The organism is Collimonas sp., from assembly GCF_039923675.1.
Taxonomy (GTDB): domain Bacteria; phylum Pseudomonadota; class Gammaproteobacteria; order Burkholderiales; family Burkholderiaceae_D; genus Collimonas.
Genome location: NZ_JBDTCG010000066.1, coordinates 26,739 through 43,591 on the forward strand (window position 1 = coordinate 26,739; position 16,853 = coordinate 43,591).

The 16,853-nt window shown below is 56.4% G+C and carries 17 protein-coding genes; 13 read left to right on the forward strand and 4 right to left on the reverse strand.

All coding sequences use genetic code 11. The features are described 5' to 3' along the window. The first annotated feature begins 64 nt into the window (after window positions 1-64). Window positions 65-1,045 carry a protein-methionine-sulfoxide reductase catalytic subunit MsrP gene (gene msrP / locus ABI171_RS14390; protein WP_348093229.1) on the forward strand — a complete coding sequence of 327 codons (981 nt, stop codon included), beginning with the start codon at window positions 65-67 and terminating at the stop codon, window positions 1,043-1,045. A 17-nt stretch (window positions 1,046-1,062) separates the two neighbouring features. Further along, entirely contained in the window at window positions 1,063-1,731 is a 669-nt protein-coding gene (locus ABI171_RS14395) for a protein-methionine-sulfoxide reductase heme-binding subunit MsrQ (RefSeq protein ID WP_348093230.1), read from the forward strand. Here the strand turns inward: ABI171_RS14395 and ABI171_RS14400 are convergent. The 3 genes from ABI171_RS14400 to ABI171_RS14410 are packed head-to-tail and all read right to left on the reverse strand — an operon-like array spanning window position 1,698 to window position 4,005. Next, window positions 1,698-2,468 carry a transporter gene (locus ABI171_RS14400; RefSeq protein WP_348093231.1) on the reverse strand — a complete coding sequence of 257 codons (771 nt, stop codon included), beginning with the start codon at window positions 2,466-2,468 and terminating at the stop codon, window positions 1,698-1,700. The two genes, ABI171_RS14395 and ABI171_RS14400, sit on opposite strands and share 34 nt — an antisense overlap. 26 nt (window positions 2,469-2,494) lie before the next feature. Further along, window positions 2,495-3,778 (reverse strand): diaminopimelate decarboxylase, encoded by a 1,284-nt coding sequence (gene lysA, locus ABI171_RS14405; RefSeq protein ID WP_348093232.1) that lies wholly within the window; start codon window positions 3,776-3,778, stop codon window positions 2,495-2,497. An 8-nt stretch (window positions 3,779-3,786) separates the two neighbouring features. Continuing rightward, window positions 3,787-4,005, reverse strand: a complete 219-nt coding sequence (locus ABI171_RS14410) for a lipoprotein (RefSeq protein WP_348093245.1) — start codon at window positions 4,003-4,005, stop codon at window positions 3,787-3,789. A gap of 74 nt (window positions 4,006-4,079) precedes the next feature. Between ABI171_RS14410 and cyaY the strand changes: the two genes are divergently transcribed. From cyaY to ABI171_RS14440, 6 genes are all read left to right on the forward strand, one after another. Then, entirely contained in the window at window positions 4,080-4,406 is a 327-nt protein-coding gene (gene cyaY / locus ABI171_RS14415) for an iron donor protein CyaY (RefSeq protein WP_348093233.1), read from the forward strand. 344 nt (window positions 4,407-4,750) lie between these two features. After that, complete coding sequence (locus tag ABI171_RS14420) at window positions 4,751-5,965, forward strand: hypothetical protein (RefSeq protein WP_348093234.1); 1,215 nt, start codon at window positions 4,751-4,753, stop codon at window positions 5,963-5,965. A 143-nt stretch (window positions 5,966-6,108) separates the two neighbouring features. Continuing rightward, on the forward strand, window positions 6,109-6,624 hold the full coding sequence (locus ABI171_RS14425; RefSeq protein ID WP_348093235.1) for a hypothetical protein: 516 nt from the start codon (window positions 6,109-6,111) through the stop codon (window positions 6,622-6,624). A gap of 67 nt (window positions 6,625-6,691) precedes the next feature. Continuing rightward, window positions 6,692-7,831 carry a DUF2827 domain-containing protein gene (locus ABI171_RS14430; protein ID WP_348093236.1) on the forward strand — a complete coding sequence of 380 codons (1,140 nt, stop codon included), beginning with the start codon at window positions 6,692-6,694 and terminating at the stop codon, window positions 7,829-7,831. A gap of 43 nt (window positions 7,832-7,874) precedes the next feature. Further along, window positions 7,875-9,020 carry a DUF2827 domain-containing protein gene (locus ABI171_RS14435; protein WP_348093237.1) on the forward strand — a complete coding sequence of 382 codons (1,146 nt, stop codon included), beginning with the start codon at window positions 7,875-7,877 and terminating at the stop codon, window positions 9,018-9,020. After that, window positions 9,017-10,162, forward strand: a complete 1,146-nt coding sequence (locus ABI171_RS14440) for a DUF2827 domain-containing protein (RefSeq protein WP_348093238.1) — start codon at window positions 9,017-9,019, stop codon at window positions 10,160-10,162. Before ABI171_RS14435 ends, ABI171_RS14440 begins: the two co-directional genes overlap by 4 nt. Before the next feature lie 66 nt (window positions 10,163-10,228). Here the strand turns inward: ABI171_RS14440 and ABI171_RS14445 are convergent, their stop codons facing one another. Next, window positions 10,229-12,541 (reverse strand): penicillin-binding protein 1A, encoded by a 2,313-nt coding sequence (locus ABI171_RS14445; protein ID WP_348093239.1) that lies wholly within the window; start codon window positions 12,539-12,541, stop codon window positions 10,229-10,231. A gap of 547 nt (window positions 12,542-13,088) precedes the next feature. Here ABI171_RS14445 and ABI171_RS14450 point away from each other — a divergent pair. From ABI171_RS14450 to ABI171_RS14470, 5 genes are all read left to right on the forward strand, one after another. Then, window positions 13,089-14,168 (forward strand): pilus assembly protein PilM, encoded by a 1,080-nt coding sequence (locus ABI171_RS14450; protein WP_348093240.1) that lies wholly within the window; start codon window positions 13,089-13,091, stop codon window positions 14,166-14,168. Next, window positions 14,168-14,815 carry a PilN domain-containing protein gene (locus tag ABI171_RS14455; protein WP_348093241.1) on the forward strand — a complete coding sequence of 216 codons (648 nt, stop codon included), beginning with the start codon at window positions 14,168-14,170 and terminating at the stop codon, window positions 14,813-14,815. Before ABI171_RS14450 ends, ABI171_RS14455 begins: the two co-directional genes overlap by 1 nt. A gap of 10 nt (window positions 14,816-14,825) precedes the next feature. Continuing rightward, entirely contained in the window at window positions 14,826-15,485 is a 660-nt protein-coding gene (locus tag ABI171_RS14460) for a type 4a pilus biogenesis protein PilO (RefSeq protein ID WP_348093242.1), read from the forward strand. Next, window positions 15,482-16,030 carry a pilus assembly protein PilP gene (locus ABI171_RS14465; RefSeq protein ID WP_348093243.1) on the forward strand — a complete coding sequence of 183 codons (549 nt, stop codon included), beginning with the start codon at window positions 15,482-15,484 and terminating at the stop codon, window positions 16,028-16,030. The genes ABI171_RS14460 and ABI171_RS14465 overlap by 4 nt, the downstream gene beginning before the upstream one ends. A gap of 68 nt (window positions 16,031-16,098) precedes the next feature. Further along, a partial coding sequence (locus ABI171_RS14470) for an AMIN domain-containing protein (RefSeq protein WP_348093244.1) occupies window positions 16,099-16,853 on the forward strand: 755 nt, incomplete at its 3' end.

Sequence of the window (16,853 nt, forward strand, 5' to 3'; positions counted from 1 at the left end):
TGCGCTGTTGTAAGGATTCGTCAGCTTCTTTGACTAAACTCTATCTACTTCGCAGGAAAGTCATATGTCGCTATATCGTCGCCCCAACGGAATCGACCTGCCGTTTGCTTCCGAAATTACCCCGCAAGAAGTATTCGAATCACGCCGCAGCTTCATCAAGCAGATCGCAGTTGGCGCCGTTGGCGCCGGGTCCTTGTTGGAACTGTCGAGTGGCGAGGCTTGGGCGCAAGCAGCCGGCGCGCAGAAACTTGTCGCCAAAGCCAATCCGGCCTATGTCGTGGTGGACAACGCCACGCCCTACAAAGACGCTACCACCTACAATAATTTCTACGAGTTCGGCACCGAAAAATCGGATCCTGCCGAAAATGCCGGCAGCCTCAAGACACGGCCGTGGACGGTAACCATTGAAGGCGAGGTCAAGAAGCCGTTGACGCTGGATATCGACAGCCTGATGAAACTGGCGCCGATGGAAGAGCGTGTATACCGCTTGCGCTGCGTCGAAGGCTGGTCGATGGTGATTCCCTGGATCGGTTACCCCCTGTCGGAACTGATCAAGAAAGTCGAGCCGACCGGCAGCGCCAAGTATGTCGAATTCACGACGCTGGCGGACAACCGCCAGATGCCGGGTTTGCGGGCGCCAGTACTGGAATGGCCTTACGTTGAAGGCTTGCGTATGGACGAAGCAATGCATCCGCTGGCCTTGCTGACCTTCGGCATGTATGGTCAGGTCCTGCCGAATCAAAGCGGTGCGCCGGTGCGCATGGTGCTGCCCTGGAAGTATGGTTTCAAATCCGCCAAGTCGATCGTCAAGATCCGTTTCCTTAAAGACCAGCCGCGAACCGCATGGAATATCGCTGCGGCGCGCGAGTACGGTTTTTATTCGAACGTGAATCCTGACGTCGATCATCCGCGCTGGTCGCAGGCCACGGAACGCCGCATCGGTGAAGACGGTTTTTTCACCAAGAAGCGCAAGACCCTGATGTTCAACGGCTATAACGACGTCGCTTCGCTGTACTCAGGCATGGACCTGAAAAAATACTTTTAAGGCTGGGAATGCGCAGCATGTTCAATCCTTCACCGAAGCAATTCAAACTCGTCAAAGCGTTGCTGTTCGCGCTGGCGTTGCTGCCCGCAGTGCGCTTGCTGGTGTTCGGCTTCACCGGCCGGCTGGGCGCCAACCCGATCGAATTCATCACGCGCAGCAGCGGCGACTGGACGCTTTATTTTATCTGCCTGACGTTAGCGGTAACACCGTTGCGGCGCTTTACCAATTGGCACTGGCTGGTCAAATTGCGGCGCATGATCGGGTTGTTCGGGTTCTTTTACGCCAGCCTGCATTTCACGACGTTTCTCTGGTTCGATCATTTCTTCGATATCGGCGAAATGCTCAAGGACATGGTCAAGCGGCCGTTCATCACCGTTGGTTTCATCGCTTTCGTGCTGCTGTTGCCGCTGGCGCTGACCAGTACCAACGGCATGATCCGCCGCCTTGGCGGCAAGCGCTGGCAGTGGTTGCATCGCAGCGTATATGTGGTGGCGATGCTGGGGATTTTGCACTTCTGGTGGATGCGGGCGGGCAAGCACAATTTTGAGAAGCCGATTCTGTTCGGGACGATTGTCGCCGCGCTTTTGCTGGTGCGTATCTACTTCGCCTGGCGCAATCGCGGCGCTGGTGTTGCAAAATCGCGTGCTGCCGTTCAGAAGCGCCAGGTAACACCAACGCCGACCTGACGATGGGTTTGCGCCGCACAAGCCCCGCAGCCGATACCGAATTTGAGTCCCAGGTCCAGATCCAGATTCGGTGTCGGGGAATAGACTGCACCGGTCAGGATGTAGCCTGGATTGCTGCTTGAATGCAAATCGCCGCTGGTATCGCTGGCGCGTTCGGTATTGCTCAGGATGCCGGCATCTACGGCAACGCTCCATTTGGGACTGAGTTCATACAGCGCATAGCCGGATAGACGCCACTGTACGGTGCGATTAGCTTGCTGGTCACCGGGCAAGCGAAAGCGGTTGTAATACGCGGCGAGGTTGCCGCTGAAAGCCCAGTCGCCGCTCTGATAACTGCTGATCAGTATCAGCGACATGCTGGTGGCGCCATGCCCCAGGCCTCGATCGGGATCGCCGCTGGGAAACGTTATCTCGGGTTTTACACCAAGGCTGAAGTCGCCCTTTTCCAGTAGCCGCCATTTCACGCCCAGCGCAATGTCATTGATGCCGGACGGGTCGGATAGCGTGGCCGGCGGATTGACATAGATGTCGAGATTCTTCAGCAAGCCGTAGCTGTAGGTAAAGTTGACGATGTGGCTGTGCGTGTCGTCCTGGCGCAACCAGTCGGTGTTGAGTTCGAGCTGCTGGTGGCCGCTATCCTGGGTGTTGGTATCGTCGGTGACCAGCGGATGGTTGGCATGGGCGGATTGCAACAGAAAACAAGACGATAGGGCGCTGAGCGCCAGTCTTAGCATCATCGTCTTGTGGTTTGCGGCGCGCAAGTTCAAGCCAGCAATGATTCCAGTGCAAACAGATCGGCAGGTTTTTCCCGCTGCCGGATCAGATGCACCTGGTCGCCGTCGACCATCACTTCGGCCGCGCGGCCGCGCGTGTTGTAGTTGGAGGACATGGTCATGCCGTAGGCGCCGGCCGACATCAGCGCCAGCAAGTCCCCCGCTTCGATCGCCAGTGAACGTGAACGCGCCAGCCAGTCGCCCGATTCGCAAACCGGACCGACTACGTCATAGACCTGCGCCACGCTGCTGCGTTCTACGACCGTCTGAACGCCATGCCAGGCCTCATACATGGCGGGCCGCATCAAGTCGTTCATGGCGGCATCGACTACCGCAAAATTCTTCGCTTCCGAATGTTTCAGGTACTGGACTTCTGTCAGCAAAATGCCGGCGTTGCCGACAATCGAACGGCCAGGTTCGAACATCACCTTGATCGGCGCACCCTGATACTTTTCCTGGCGCCAGGCGCTGACCCGGGCGAACAGGCGCCCCAGATAGTCATCAATGGCGACCGGCTTTTCATCGTCGTAGGTAATGCCGATGCCGCCGCCGATATCCAGATGGTGCAGGTGGATGTTTTCAGCCGCAAGTTGATCAACCAGGTCGATGATCTTGTCGAGCGCTTCCAGCAAAGGAGCGTCATCCAGCAGTTGCGAACCGATATGGCAATCGATCCCGACCACATCAATATTGGACAACGCGGCGGCGCTGCGATAACAAGCCAGCGCTTCGTCATAGGCGACGCCGAATTTGTTTTCCTTGAGTCCGGTCGAGATGTAAGGATGGGTCTTGGCGTCGACATTGGGATTGACGCGCAGCGAGATGGCGGCGCGCTTGCCCATGTCGGCCGCTATTTGATTCAAACGATGCAGTTCTGGAATCGATTCGACATTGAAGCAAAGGATGTCATGCGACAGTGCCAGGCGCATTTCTTCGCGCGACTTGCCGACGCCGGAAAAAATCACTTTGCGAGTATCCCCGCCAGCGGCGATTACGCGTAATAATTCGCCACCTGAAACGATATCGAAACCCGAACCGAGCCGGCTCAGCAATTGCAGAACCGCCAGGTTGGAGTTGGATTTGACCGAATAACAGATCAATGCGCTATCCAAAGCGGGGCTGTATTTCTTGCAGGCATCTGCATAAGCCGAAAAATTTTCTACCAGCGCGGCCTTGGAATAGACATAGGTCGGGCTGCCGAATTGTTGCGAAATAGCGTTCAGGGCGACGTTTTCAGCGTGCAGAACGCCACTTTTGTATGAAAAATGCGACATAAGGCAACTTATTGCGTAGTGGGCCGATTTACTGGCGTTGTTGGGGTCGCAGGTGTTTCCTGCGGAGCCGGGACCACAGGGGTTGGAGTTGCCTTAGAGGTAACATCTGGCTGTGCCGGCGCAGGTGCCGTTCTGATGATCGGCGGCGGCAGCGCAACCGGCATGAATAGCGGGCCTTTTTGGCCGCATGCGGTCAAGGCAAGCGGAATGGCAAACACCGCAAACATGGTAGTGCGAGACAAATCAAAAATTGGCTTCACGGGGTAGTATCACAGTTTAACGAAACGGATTGGAGTGTAGCATGACAGAATCAGAATTCCTGGCGGCGGCTGAGGCGGCTTTGGGCGAGATCGAGAGGGCGCTGGAACAGGCAGCGGACGATACCGATCTGGATGTAGAGTGCAAGCGTAGCGGCAACGTGCTGGAGATTGAATTTATCGACAATGGCAGCAAGATCATCGTCAACAGCCAAGCGCCGATGCAGGAATTGTGGATCGCGGCGAAATCAGGCGGCTTTCACTATAAGCGCAAGGGCGACGACTGGATCAATACGCGCGACGGCTCCGAGTTCTTTGCGGCCTTGTCGACGATGATCAGCACGCAGGGCGGCGTACCGGTAACGCTGTAATTTTTTTCTCGCCGGGATGGCTGGCAAGAGATTTTCGGCTTGCATTTGTCGTAAGATGTGAACCATGTCATGTTGTTTTGATACGCTCGCTTTCCTTTGCTCCGCAGGCCTGTTTCAGGGGTCGCAACAAGGTCCGTAAACCGCATCAGGGAGTTTGTCCAACGCTTCTCAACTATCGATAGCCACCTATGAACACGATAATGATCAGGGATTCGGAAGAACCAAGTGATTGGTGTGATGGCGTGATCTGCGGCGAGATTGTCAACGCTCGAAAGCGATCCCGGCAAAGGCCGGTGCAGAGCCGGACGAGAACCGTCCTTTTCATAGGGGCCATCCTGGTTGCAATGGGTGTTGCGAGCGGAGCTGGCGCTGCGAATAGTCCGGCGATTGCCGGCACGGTGAGCCCGAACAACGCCGTAAATCCAGGAGTTGCAAAAAAAACCGATGAACCTGCGCGACACTGGGCTTTCGATACCAGTAACGGTTGCAAGGTCTGGAGCGCCGATCCGATTGGCGGCGATATCACGGTGCGTTGGAGCGGCCGCTGCGAAAACGGTCTGGCGCAAGGCCTGGGCACTGTGCGCTGGCTGGGTAGCAACAAACAGGTGGCGGAACTGAGTGGCACGATGGAGCAGGGTAAGTTGCGTGGCCGTGTCACCGGGGTCGAGGAGCCGGGGAACCGTTTTGAAGGCATGTATATCGACTCCCTGCCGGAGGGGCCGGGCAAGGCGAGCTTTGCTGACGGCTCGACCTATGACGGCCAATGGCACCGTGGCCACCAGCTGGGTTATGGCGTCATGACATTTCCTCCGGCACATCCGCAGTACCAGGAGATGCTGAAGGATGGCAAAGGCAGCAAAACCGACAATGGCGTCTATGTGTTGCGCGGCTGGTGGGAGGGCAAGATCTTTATCACGCCTTGCAACAGCGAAGAGGAGTGCGAAAAGGCTGTCGTGGTATTGATGAAGCTTGACCAGGATGCCGCCGCCAAGAGCAACGCCGCGGCGCAGACTGCTCCCGTCCCCATTGCTGCGCCGGTTGTCGACACCTCTGTCGCGATGCCTCAAACGCCGATGATGGAACCGGCGGCGCCGGCTACGCTGCCGGCGATTGTCCCTGAAGCCGTGCCTGTGATTGTGGCGCCCGCCACGCCAGCCATTCCCGCCATGGAACCTGCCGTCGTCCCGCCGCTGCCTATACCCGCGGAACCTGCGCTAGAGCCGGCATCCACAATGCCGGCTGCGGTGAGCCCTGATGCCGAACCTGCAGCCGCGCCGGCCAACGCGACACCGGCTCCGGAATTGCCGGCCACCGGACCGGCCATTACACCTGTAGCGCCAATGCCGGCTATGCCTGCGACCGAAGAGCCTACAATTGCGCCTACAACCGAGCCAATGCCGGTCGCTCCGGTTACCGCCCCCGCCAGCGAGCCTGCTGCGCCGGCAATACCGGAGGCTGAACCAGCCCCGGCTCCAAAGGCGGTAACGCCGGCCCCTCAAGCATCTGACGCCGTACTTGGCGCCAGCCAGCCAATTTCAATCTCAGATGGATCCAGTTGATGACGCGTGCATTACCTATTATCTTGGCAACCGATTTAACCGACTCAAGCGATCTACCTGTCGTCGGCGTGCTCCGCCAGCCATGGCTGGCAGTTATCTGCCTTGTTGTGTTAACGTTTCTGACGTCAGCGGCCAATGCGCAAATGAAGGCGGATTTGCCGGGCAACAAAGCTGCCGCCGCCGGGCCGAAAAACCTGTTGGCGGAAGCTGCTCGCAGCGTTGGCGTCAAGCAGTGCCAGCCGGCGATCACCCGTTTATCCGCATTGGCCATCAATGGCACCAGCGCCCATGATGTGCTGGTCGACTGGGACCGTGCGCATCCTGATCGCGGGCCATTCTTTTCGCTCACCGGCATCGAGTATGCGGGTGCTTCGGCTGCGGTGTCGATCACTGCGGTACCGCAAGATGGCGGCGCCTGCTCGGTATCCGCCGAGCGTATTTCGATCGCTCCCTATTCGTGCAAAAGCATTGCCGATACCGAATTGAAAGGATATAGCGCGACTCCGTTACTGCCAACCTTCACGGTATATGTCTCGCCGACCGAACCAGGCGGATCGGTGTCGCTGGTAGACTCGCCGCCGGGTTGCCTGATCATCCGGCGCTATGTGCAGTACAGCTGGACCGAGCAGACTAAAATGTCAGTACCGGCGCGCAAGTAAGAGATATGTCAGAGCGACGTAAGAGATACGCCATCGATAATCGTTGTTCCTTAGCTGAATCAAAGACATGAATTCATCATCCCGCAATTTACGGATCGGCATTACCATCGGCCTGCATCAGGAAGGCGAATCGTTGTGGACCAACGGCATCAAACAGAATGCCGTGTTCCTGGCTGAAGCATTGAAACATTGTCCGAGCGTGCAATCGGTGCATCTGGTGAATACCACGGCGATTGCCATTACCTCCGCATTGCCGTGGGACCAGACGCGCTGGCCGACGGTGACGTTCGAGCAAGCCAAGGATAATCTGGATGTGTTGATAGAGCTTGGCGGCCAGATCAGCGCCGATCAAACCACTTATCTCAAGACGCTGGGCTGCCGCTTGATATCTTATTGCTGCGGGGTGGAATACATCAACGTGCTGCAATCGATTCTGTTCAAGCGGCCGATGTGGGGCTACGACCTGTTCGTCAACCAGCGCTACGATGCGATCTGGATGGTGCCGCAGGTGGCCACCAGCAGCCAGTCGTATTTTGAAACGCTGCGCCGCCGGCAAGCGCTGGTGGCGCCCTTCGTCTGGGATCCGATATTCGTCAACCAGCGTAGCGCCGATTTCCCCAATCACGGCGAATACCGGCCCCAACCGGGGCCGAAGCGGCTGACCGTGATGGAGCCCAATAACGATATTGTGAAATTCTGCATGTATCCCGTGTTTATTGCTGAAGAGGCTTATCGGCAGCGCCCGCAAGAGATCCAGATTTTGCAGGTCACCAATGCGGACCGGCTGGCGCACGAAAGCAAGGAGTTCGTCGCGGTGATGAATCAGCTGGATATCGTCCGTCAGCACAAAGCAGTGTTTCTGGGACGTTTCGATACCCCGCAATTCCTGAGTCAAATGACGGATGTGGTGATCTCGCATCAAATCGAAAATGCGTTGAACTATTTTTATTTCGACGTCTGCTGGCAGGGCTATCCGCTAGTGCATAACGCCCACATGTGCAGCGATCTCGGTTACTACTATGAAGGAAACAGCGTACAAAACGGCTGCCGCCAATTACTTGACGTGCTGGTTTCGCACGATCATGGCTGGCAGGATTATCAGGCGCGTCAGCGGCAAGTGCTCGAACGCTATCTGCCTGGCTGCCGGGGGGTGACGGCGGAATATGAGCGGTTGTTGACAGTGTTGCTGGAACAGCCGATTGTGTAATTTCAATACGTGATCTAAAACGGTTTTTAATATTCTCTCATTCATGAAAAAAATCAATGTAGGAATCTCCATCTTTGCGGTCCAGGGCGCGCAGCTCTGGTCCAACGGCCTCAACCAGAACCTGGCGTTCCTGGTGATGCTGTTGCGGCAGAGCCCGCAGGTCGGCAAAGTGTTTTTGCTGAACGGCGGCGATCTCGATCACATGCCTGCGGAGATGGGCCTGGACGCACTCAACGTGCCCTTGGTCAAACCTCAGGATGTCACTTTCGATCTGGACGTAGTGATTGAAATGGGGGCGCAGCTGCCGCTGGAATGGCTGCGTCATGTGCGCGCCCTGGGGGTCAAGATCATTACATTTTTTGTCGGCCATACTTATGCCGACAATGCCGAGGCGCCGATGTTCGACGGTCCCAACGGCCAGATTTTCAACGGTACCCCCTGGCACGAAATATGGACTCTGCCACAGCACACGAAAAGCTGCATGCCTTTTCTGCGTACCGTATCGCGGGTTCCGGTGTTCGCCATGCCGCATATCTGGTCGCCGCAATTTCTTCAGGAGCGGATTGATGCAAGTGAAAAAAATGGCCATCGATTCGGCTATCAAGCTAGCAGTGGCGCAGACCGGCCCGGCTGGCGCACGGCGATTTTCGAGCCGAATATTTCTGTTGTAAAAAACAGCGTCATCCCTATGCTGGTATGCGAGCAAGCCTATCGCCTGGATCAGCGCTCGGTGAGCATGATGATGGTGATGAATACGGTGCAGATGAAAGAGCATCCGACCTTTAACCGATTTGCCATCAATCTTGATCTGACTCGCCATCACAAAGCCACTTACGAACCGCGCGTGGCTTTTGTCGAATGTATGGCGGGGCAAAAAATGGATGCTGTTGTATCGCATCAATGGGAGAACGGACAAAATTATTTATATTACGATGCGCTCTACGGCGGCTATCCGCTGATCCACAATTCGGAATACCTGGCAGCCGATGGCATCGGCATCTACTACCCGCATTTCGAGGCCAGCGCAGGCGGCAAGGCTTTGCTCGACGCCTGGAACCAAGAGCCGGAATTCTGGGACGATTATAAAAAGACTGGCGCCGCCTACCTGCGCAAGCTCGATCCCGCACACCCTGACAATGTGGAAGCATTTGTGAAAAGATTGCAACTCACCGTGGAGGGCAAGGCATGAGCAATCCCGGCCACCCTTTGCCGCAACGTAAATTACGCGTAGGCGTCACCCTGTATGTGCGTCCCGGACCGCAATCGATCTGGGAAAACGGCATCTTCCAGAATTGCGCCTTCCTGGTGCAGCTGTTCAACCAGTCGCCGGCGGTCGAGCGCGCGGTGCTGGTGCTGGACGGCTCCACCGAGCAGGTCAGCGACGCCATGATGCTGGGCGATCTCGGGATCGACATGATCGGCCTCGATGAAGCCATGAATACCTTGGATGTCGTGGTCGAAATGAGTGCCCAGCTGGGTGAAGACTGGGTCCGGCAATTCCGCGAACGCGGCGGCCGCTATGCCTGGATGCGGGTCGGCAACGACTACGTGATCGACATCGAACGCGCCATGTTCAACAAGCCGCACGGCGGCCTATGCAGCGACAAGCCTTACGACGCCGTGTGGACCTTGCCGGAGTATGAGCGCAGCTGTAAGGATTATTTCGCTCTGACCTCGCGTGCGCCGGTGCATATCGTGCCGCATTTGTGGACGCCGCTGTTTTTCGCCAAGGGCATCGCCACCTTGCCCGGCCATCTCAGCTACGGCTATCAGCCGGGCAAGCCGCGCTGGCGCGTCTGCAGCTTCGAACCGAATGTCTGCATGGTGAAAACGTCATTGTTGCCGATGCTGGCTTGCGAAGAAGCCTACCGCGCACAACCGGCTTTTCTCGAATATCTGCGGGTCTGCAACACCTTGCACCTGAAAGAGCATGGCAAGTTTTCGCATTTCGCCCGCTCGCTGGACGTTGTGAACCATGGTCTGGCTTCTTTTGAAGGGCGTTTTGCGGTGTATGAATTCATGGCGAATTACGGTGACTGCATCATTTCGCATCACTGGGAAAATGGCCAGAATTATCTGTATTACGAAGCCTTGTACGGCGGCTACCCGTTGATCCACAACTCGGAATTCATCAAGGACTACGGCTATTACTATCCGGAGTTCGATTCTTACGAGGGCGGCCAGGCGGTGCTGCGCGCATTCGCCACGCATGATGCACAGCTGGAGGATTACCGGCGTAAAGCACAGATATTGCTGCGTACGCTGGATGTCAGCCTGCCGGAGAATATCGAGATTTATACCCAGCGTTTGCTGGACTTGTATTCAACCTAGGGTGGCATGTAATGCCCACGCAGATATATTCGGTGTAACGCGTGGGCACTTTGTGTCCACCCGGCGTCAGAACAATTCGTTCTTGACCTCGTCCCGGGCTTTTTCTTCCTCTGTCGGCGCTGTGGCGCCACCGCCCAGACTCTCCGTGGCGACTCCCGGGGGGTATTCCGCGTAATAGTATTCGCTACCGGAATGAATCAGGCCGTCCGGCACCACGCGGTCTTCCATCGGTACGCCTTTTAGCGCCTGCTGCATGAAGCTGATCCAGATCGGCAGCGCCAAGCCGCCGCCGGTTTCCTTGTCGCCCAGGCTGCGCGGCTGGTCGTAACCCATCCAGCCCACTGCCACCAGCGAGGGTTGATAACCTGCAAACCAGGCATCCAGCGAATCATTGGTGGTGCCGGTCTTGCCTGCCAGATCGGTGCGGTTGAGCGACATGGCCTTGGCCGCCGTGCCGTAGCGCACGACGTCGCGCATCATGCTGTCCATCATGAATGCATTGCGCGGATCGATGATGCGATTGGCCTCGTTGCCTGCGGTGTCAGGATGTACTTGCGACAATACATTGCCATTGGCATCGGTAATCTTGCTGATGATGTAGGGACTGATTTTGTAGCCGCCGTTGGCAAATACCGCGTAACCGCCCACCATTTGCAGCGGCGTGACCGCGCCGGCGCCCAGGGCCAAGGTCAGGTATGGCGGATTTTTGTCAGCATCGAAGCCGAAACGCGTCACATATTCCTGCCCATACTTGGCACCGATCTTGTCAAGAATACGCACCGAGACCACGTTCTTCGATTTGGTCAGGGCCTTGCGCATGCTCATCGGACCTTCGTACTTATTGCCGTAATTCTTGGGTTGCCAGATCTGGCCGCCAGTCTGGCCGCCGCCGTAAGTCAGCGGCGCGTCATTGATGATGGTGGCAGGCGACAAGCCTTTTTCCAGGGACGCTGAATAGATGAATGGCTTGAACGACGATCCCGGCTGGCGCCAGGCCTGGGTCACGTGATTGAACTTGTTGCGGTTGAAATCGAAACCGCCGATCAGGGCGCGGATGGCGCCATCCTTGGTATCGGCAGCGACGAAGGCTGATTCCACCGCCGGCATCTGGGTGATGCTCCAGTTTTTACCTTCCAGCATGACGCGGATGATGGCGCCGCGTTTGACCTTGCGCTGCGGTGGCGCCTTGTCGCTCAACAGATTGGTGGCGATACTGAGGCCCGGCCCGCTGATGCTGATTTCCTGGCCGGAAGAGAGCACCGCGCGCACCAGCTTGGGCGTGGCCTCCAGCACCACCGCAGCGACGATTTCATCGCTGTCCGGATGGTCGGCCAGTTCGACTTCGATCGCATCTTCTGCGGCTTCCTTGGTGGTGTCGGGAATTTCCATGAAACCTTCGGGGCCGCGGTAGCCGCGCCGCTTTTCGTAATCCATTACGCCACGGCGCAGCGCTATGTAAGCGGCATCCTGGTCGGCCTTGGTGATGGTGGTGAAGACGTTGAGGCCGCGCGTGTAAGTGTTTTCCTTGAATTGCTCATATACCAGCTGGCGCGCCATTTCAGAGACGAATTCCGCGTGGATGCCGAATTCGCTGGCGCCGGTCTTGATATGCAGGGTTTCATTCTTGGCCTGTTCGTACTGGGCCTCGGTGATATAGCCTAGTTGCAGCATGCGCAACAAGATGTACTGCTGGCGTACCGTGGCGCGCTTCGGATTGACTACCGGGTTGTTGGCCGACGGTGCCTTGGGCAGGCCGGCCAGCATTGCTGCTTCAGCGGTGGTGATGTCTTGCAGCCGCTTGCCGAAATAGATTTGCGCCGCCGAAGCGAAGCCGTAGGCGCGCTGCCCCAGGTAAATCTGGTTCATGTAGACCTCAAGGATCTGGTCCTTGGTCAGGTTGCGTTCAATCTTCCAGGCCAGCGGAATTTCATAGAGGAATTTGCGCGAGGCTTTCTGGAAGAAGGTCGGCTCGTTGCTGGTCAGGAAAAAATTGCGCGCGACTTGCTGGGTAATGGTGCTGGCGCCGCCGCCGCCGCCGGTCAGATTGGAAAAACTGGCGCGCAAGATGCCTTGGTAATCGACGCCGCCATGCTGGTAGAAGCGGTCATCCTCGATCGCCAGCACGGCTTTTTTCATGACGTCGGGAATCTCGTTGATGTGCACCAGGCTGCGCCGCTCTTCGCCGAACTCGCCGATCAGTACACCGTCTGCTGAGAAAATGCGCAATGGAATTTTGGGTTTGTAGTCAGTGAGCGAATCCAGTTCCGGCAAATTGGGATAGGCCATCGCCAGCATCAGGAAAAAAGTCAGGCAACCGATCGCTATCAAGCCGGCAACCAGCCCGAAAAAGCCAAGCACCAGGCGCAGTGCTAGCGGCATACGGCGACGCGCAGGAGGATTTTGATGGATGTCGCTGGCTGTATCTGGAGGCGTCATGCGATGCGTTTTTTGAAAGATGATGCCACGCATTATAGCGGCACGATGCACAGGGGCGATAAGGGAATGTCTCGTTGTGGATGTTAATTGATCACGATTTATACGCTGGCGACAGACATAACACGCCCTTGGCTCAAAACTTGCTCTGCATCATGCGTTCCAGTTTGGCGTTATTGCCTCGTGTTATCGCAACAGCACTAGCAAGAACGCTAACTACGTTGCGAAATTCAGACAGAAATTGTCGGTTAAAACCAAAATAGTATGAATGGAGTGGCTGTGAAGCGAAATTTCGTAATACTTAAACAATTGCCCTCAGGAAAATTTCTTTACAGCAGTGCCCTCTTATTGCTACGATTTCACCTTATAAAATTTAACATTGCTGTAAGCCCTGTTTTACAGGTTTTTCCTAACTTCGAGACGGTATACCGCTAATGCGACCGCCTTGCAGGCAGAATGTTCCCCAAATAATACATACTCGGGAGAAATGCTCTTGGCATTAGATCTAGGATCGCTGATCGGTAAAAAGAACCCGCCGCTGGTGGGGATTGATATCAGCACGTCAGGCGTCAGGTTGGTTGAATTGTCCGAGATCGGCAAGGATCAACTGCGTCTTGATCGCTATGCCTCTGAACCATTGCCGCGGGGAGCGGTAGTGGATGGCAATATTGAAAACATTGAACAGGTCACTGAAGTCATCCGCCGGCTATGGAAAAAAAGCGGCTCCAACACCAAGCTGGTGGCGCTGGGCATGCCGCCGGCGTCGGTGATCACCAAGAAGATCATCCTGGCCAGCGGCATGCAGGAAGATGAGTTGGAGATGCAGGTGGAGTCCGAAGCCAGCCAATACATTCCGTTTGCGCTGGACGAAGTCAGCCTCGATTTCGACGTGATCGGCCCGGCCCAGCATTCGCCTGAAGATGTCGAAGTGCTGCTGGCGGCGACGCGCAAGGAAAAGGTCGAGGATCGGGTGGCGGTGGCGGAAGCGGCCGGCCTCAAACCGACCGTGATGGATATCGAATCCTATGCGGCGCGTGCGGCGATCAACCGCATCATCGGCCAATTGCCGAAAGCCGGCCAGGGCCAGATTGTCGGCCTGTTTCAAATCGGCACCCAGACCACGCATGTATCGGCTTTGCTGGATGGTCAGCTGATCTATGAGCGCGAACAGCCGTTTGGCGGCAACCAGCTGACCCAGGACATCGTGCGCGCCTATGGCCTGTCATATGAAGAAGCCGACACCAAGAAGCGCAATGGCGACCTGCCAGAGGGCTACGAACAGGAAATCCTCAATCCCTTCCTGGAAAGTGCCGCGCTGGAAGTGACGCGGGCAATTCAATTCTTCTTTACGTCGACGCCGTACACCCGTATCGACCAGTTGTTCCTGGCTGGCGGTTGCGCCACGATTCCCGGCCTGGTGGAAGTGGTCGCGGGCCGCGCCAAGATTTCAACCTCGGTGGTGAGCCCGTTTACCGGCATGCAACTGGGACCGAATGTACGTGAAAAACAATTGCGCTTGGATGCGCCGTCTTATCTGGTTGCTTGCGGGCTGGCCATGCGGAGATTTGGCTGATGATCAAAATTAATTTATTACCGCACCGCGAAGCCAAGCGTAAGCAGCGCAAAAACGCTTATTTCGCCATGCTGGTGTTGTCGGCCGTGATTGGCTTGGTAACGGTGTTGCTGGTCGGCGCGTTTTTCGCCAATGGCATCGCTAACCAAAACACGCGCAACACCTTTATCACGGCGGAAAACACCCGCCTTGACGGCGAAATCAAGGAAGTCGCCACGCTCAAGCAGGAAATCGATGCCCTGAAGGCACGCCAGCAAGCCGTTGAAGACTTGCAGAGCGATCGTAACCAGCCTGTGTACCTGATGGACGAACTGGTCAAGCAAGTACCGGAAGGCGTCTACCTGAACTCCCTCAAGCAGGAAGGCCAGCGGGTGGCATTGAATGGCTACGCGCAATCGAATGAGCGGGTGTCGGAACTGCTGCGCAATCTGGGCAATAACTCGGCCTGGCTGGAGCGTCCTGACCTGATCGAAATCCGCTCTGCCGTGATTGGGACCGGGCGCGACAGCAAGCATGTCTTCGCATTTACCGTCAATGTCGGCATCAAACGGCCGTCCGACAAGGATGCCAAAGATGCCGTGGCAACCCCGAAAAATGCAGTTGCTGCGGTGGCCGGCACCGGCGCACCGGCAGCAACCTTGAAATGAGAGACGCGCAATGACGGATTTGAATAATTTGGGCGCCTCGATGAGTGCGCAGTTTCGCGGACTGAATGGCCGGCACCCCGGCCAGTGGCCGATCGCTCCGCGTATTTTGTCAGGCGTGGGCGTATTTCTGCTGGTGCTGCTGGTTGGCTGGTATTTCTACTGGAGTGACCAGCAAGATGAACTCAGCGCTGGCGAGCAAAAGGAAGTGCAACTGAAGGAGCAGTACAAATCGAAGATCCAGCAAGCGATTAACCTGGAAGAGCTGCAAAAGCAAAAGCTGCAAGTTGCCGACTATGTGGCAACCTTGGAAAAGCAATTGCCTAGCAAGGCCGAGATGGATGCCCTGCTGTCGGATATCAACCAGGCCGGTTTGGGACGTGGTTTGCAGTTTGAACTGTTCAAGCCGGGCCAGGTAGTGGTCAAGAATTACTACGCTGAACTGCCGATCAACATCAAGGTGACCGGCAACTATCATGACGTCGGCTCGTTCGCCAGCGACATCGCCAATCTGCCACGTATCGTGACCTTGAATAATATGAATTTGGCAACAGGCAAGGATGGCACGCTGAGCCTGGATGCGATTGCCAAGACCTTCCGCTATCTGGATAAGGACGAAGTGGCTGAGCAGCGCAAGACAGCCGATTCAGCTAAACAGAAAGGTCAAAAATGACGTTTTTTCGCATTGGGCGTCTGACCCGGGTGACGTTTTTTGTCGTATTCATCTCAACTTTGTCAGGTTGCGGCGATAGCGGCGTGCAGGAATTGAAAGACTGGATGGCCGATGTCAAGAGCCATACCAAAGTGGGAATTCCGAAGCTGACCGAGCCGAAGAAATTCATTCCCTTCGTGTATGCCGGCGCGACCAGTGTCGATCCCTACAATCCCAACAAGCTGCTGGTGGCATTTGCCAAGTTGCAGGGCAAGTCGAACGGCTTGAAGCCGAATATGGACCGGCGCCGTGAAACATTGGAAAACTATCCGCTGGATACCATCAAGATGGTCGGCACGCTGCAGAAGGTGGGCCTGAGCTATGCCTTGCTGCAAGTCGACAAGACCGTGTTTCAAGCCAAAGTGGGTAATTACATGGGGCAGAATTTCGGCATGGTTACAGCCATCAATGAATCAGAAGTCGTTTTAAAAGAAATCGTACAAGATGCGTCCGGCGAATGGGTCGAGCGCGAAGCCAAGTTAGCGTTGCAGGAGAGCACAAAATGATTGCAGCAGGAAAAAAAATAGTTAGCCTGAGCGTGAGCCGGATGAGCGTGATTCGACAGAAAGCACTCATGCTTTTGGCATTGATCTGCATGGTCGGGTCCAGCGCCGCAGTCATGGCAGCGGAAAATAATGCAATCACATCGATCAGCGCCAGCCAGCAGGGCGCGAATGTGATCGTCAAGATCAGCTTCCAACACCCCTTGAGTGCCCAGCCAACGGCATTTTCCATCCTCAGTCCGGCGCGAATCGCGTTCGACTTTGTCGGTGTCGGCAACGCCACAGGCAAGACAACGCAAGACATCAGCTTGGGCGACGTGCGCAACGTATTGCTGGCGCAAGCCGACGACCGCTCACGCCTGGTGTTCAATCTGAAGCGATCCCTGTCCTATGCGACCGCGATGGATGGCAACGCCCTAGTCGTCACGATTGACGGCTCTGGCGGTCTGGCGACACCGGTAAATGCCGTCGGCGTGCCGGTACAGCCGGCGGCGCGGACTGTTTCAGGTGTGGCTGCCGCTCCTGTTGCCGCACCTTTGTTGAATGGCAAACCTGCGCTGCGCGATATCGATTTCCGTCGTGGTACGGCAGGCGAAGGCCGGGTTGTGATCGATTTGCCAAACACGCAAGTCGGCGTCGATGTCCATCAACAGGGGCAGACGATTGTGGTCGATTTCCTCAAGACCAGCTTGCCTGATGTCCTGCGCCGCAAGCTGGATGTCGGCGACTTCGGTACGCCGGTCAAGACCATCAGCACTGTCACCCAAGGCGACAATGTACGCATGATCATCGAGCCGAAAGGCCTGTGGGAGCAAAGCGCCTATCA

Coding starts and splice junctions, on each gene's coding strand:
- msrP (WP_348093229.1), top strand. CDS start 65: ATGTCGCTATATCGTCGCCCCAACGGAATCGACCTGCCGTTTGCTTCC.
- ABI171_RS14395 (WP_348093230.1), top strand. CDS start 1,063: ATGTTCAATCCTTCACCGAAGCAATTCAAACTCGTCAAAGCGTTGCTG.
- ABI171_RS14400 (WP_348093231.1), bottom strand. CDS start 2,468: ATGATGCTAAGACTGGCGCTCAGCGCCCTATCGTCTTGTTTTCTGTTG.
- lysA (WP_348093232.1), bottom strand. CDS start 3,778: ATGTCGCATTTTTCATACAAAAGTGGCGTTCTGCACGCTGAAAACGTC.
- ABI171_RS14410 (WP_348093245.1), bottom strand. CDS start 4,005: ATGTTTGCGGTGTTTGCCATTCCGCTTGCCTTGACCGCATGCGGCCAA.
- cyaY (WP_348093233.1), top strand. CDS start 4,080: ATGACAGAATCAGAATTCCTGGCGGCGGCTGAGGCGGCTTTGGGCGAG.
- ABI171_RS14420 (WP_348093234.1), top strand. CDS start 4,751: ATGGGTGTTGCGAGCGGAGCTGGCGCTGCGAATAGTCCGGCGATTGCC.
- ABI171_RS14425 (WP_348093235.1), top strand. CDS start 6,109: ATGAAGGCGGATTTGCCGGGCAACAAAGCTGCCGCCGCCGGGCCGAAA.
- ABI171_RS14430 (WP_348093236.1), top strand. CDS start 6,692: ATGAATTCATCATCCCGCAATTTACGGATCGGCATTACCATCGGCCTG.
- ABI171_RS14435 (WP_348093237.1), top strand. CDS start 7,875: ATGAAAAAAATCAATGTAGGAATCTCCATCTTTGCGGTCCAGGGCGCG.
- ABI171_RS14440 (WP_348093238.1), top strand. CDS start 9,017: ATGAGCAATCCCGGCCACCCTTTGCCGCAACGTAAATTACGCGTAGGC.
- ABI171_RS14445 (WP_348093239.1), bottom strand. CDS start 12,541: ATGCCGCTAGCACTGCGCCTGGTGCTTGGCTTTTTCGGGCTGGTTGCC.
- ABI171_RS14455 (WP_348093241.1), top strand. CDS start 14,168: ATGATCAAAATTAATTTATTACCGCACCGCGAAGCCAAGCGTAAGCAG.
- ABI171_RS14460 (WP_348093242.1), top strand. CDS start 14,826: ATGACGGATTTGAATAATTTGGGCGCCTCGATGAGTGCGCAGTTTCGC.
- ABI171_RS14465 (WP_348093243.1), top strand. CDS start 15,482: ATGACGTTTTTTCGCATTGGGCGTCTGACCCGGGTGACGTTTTTTGTC.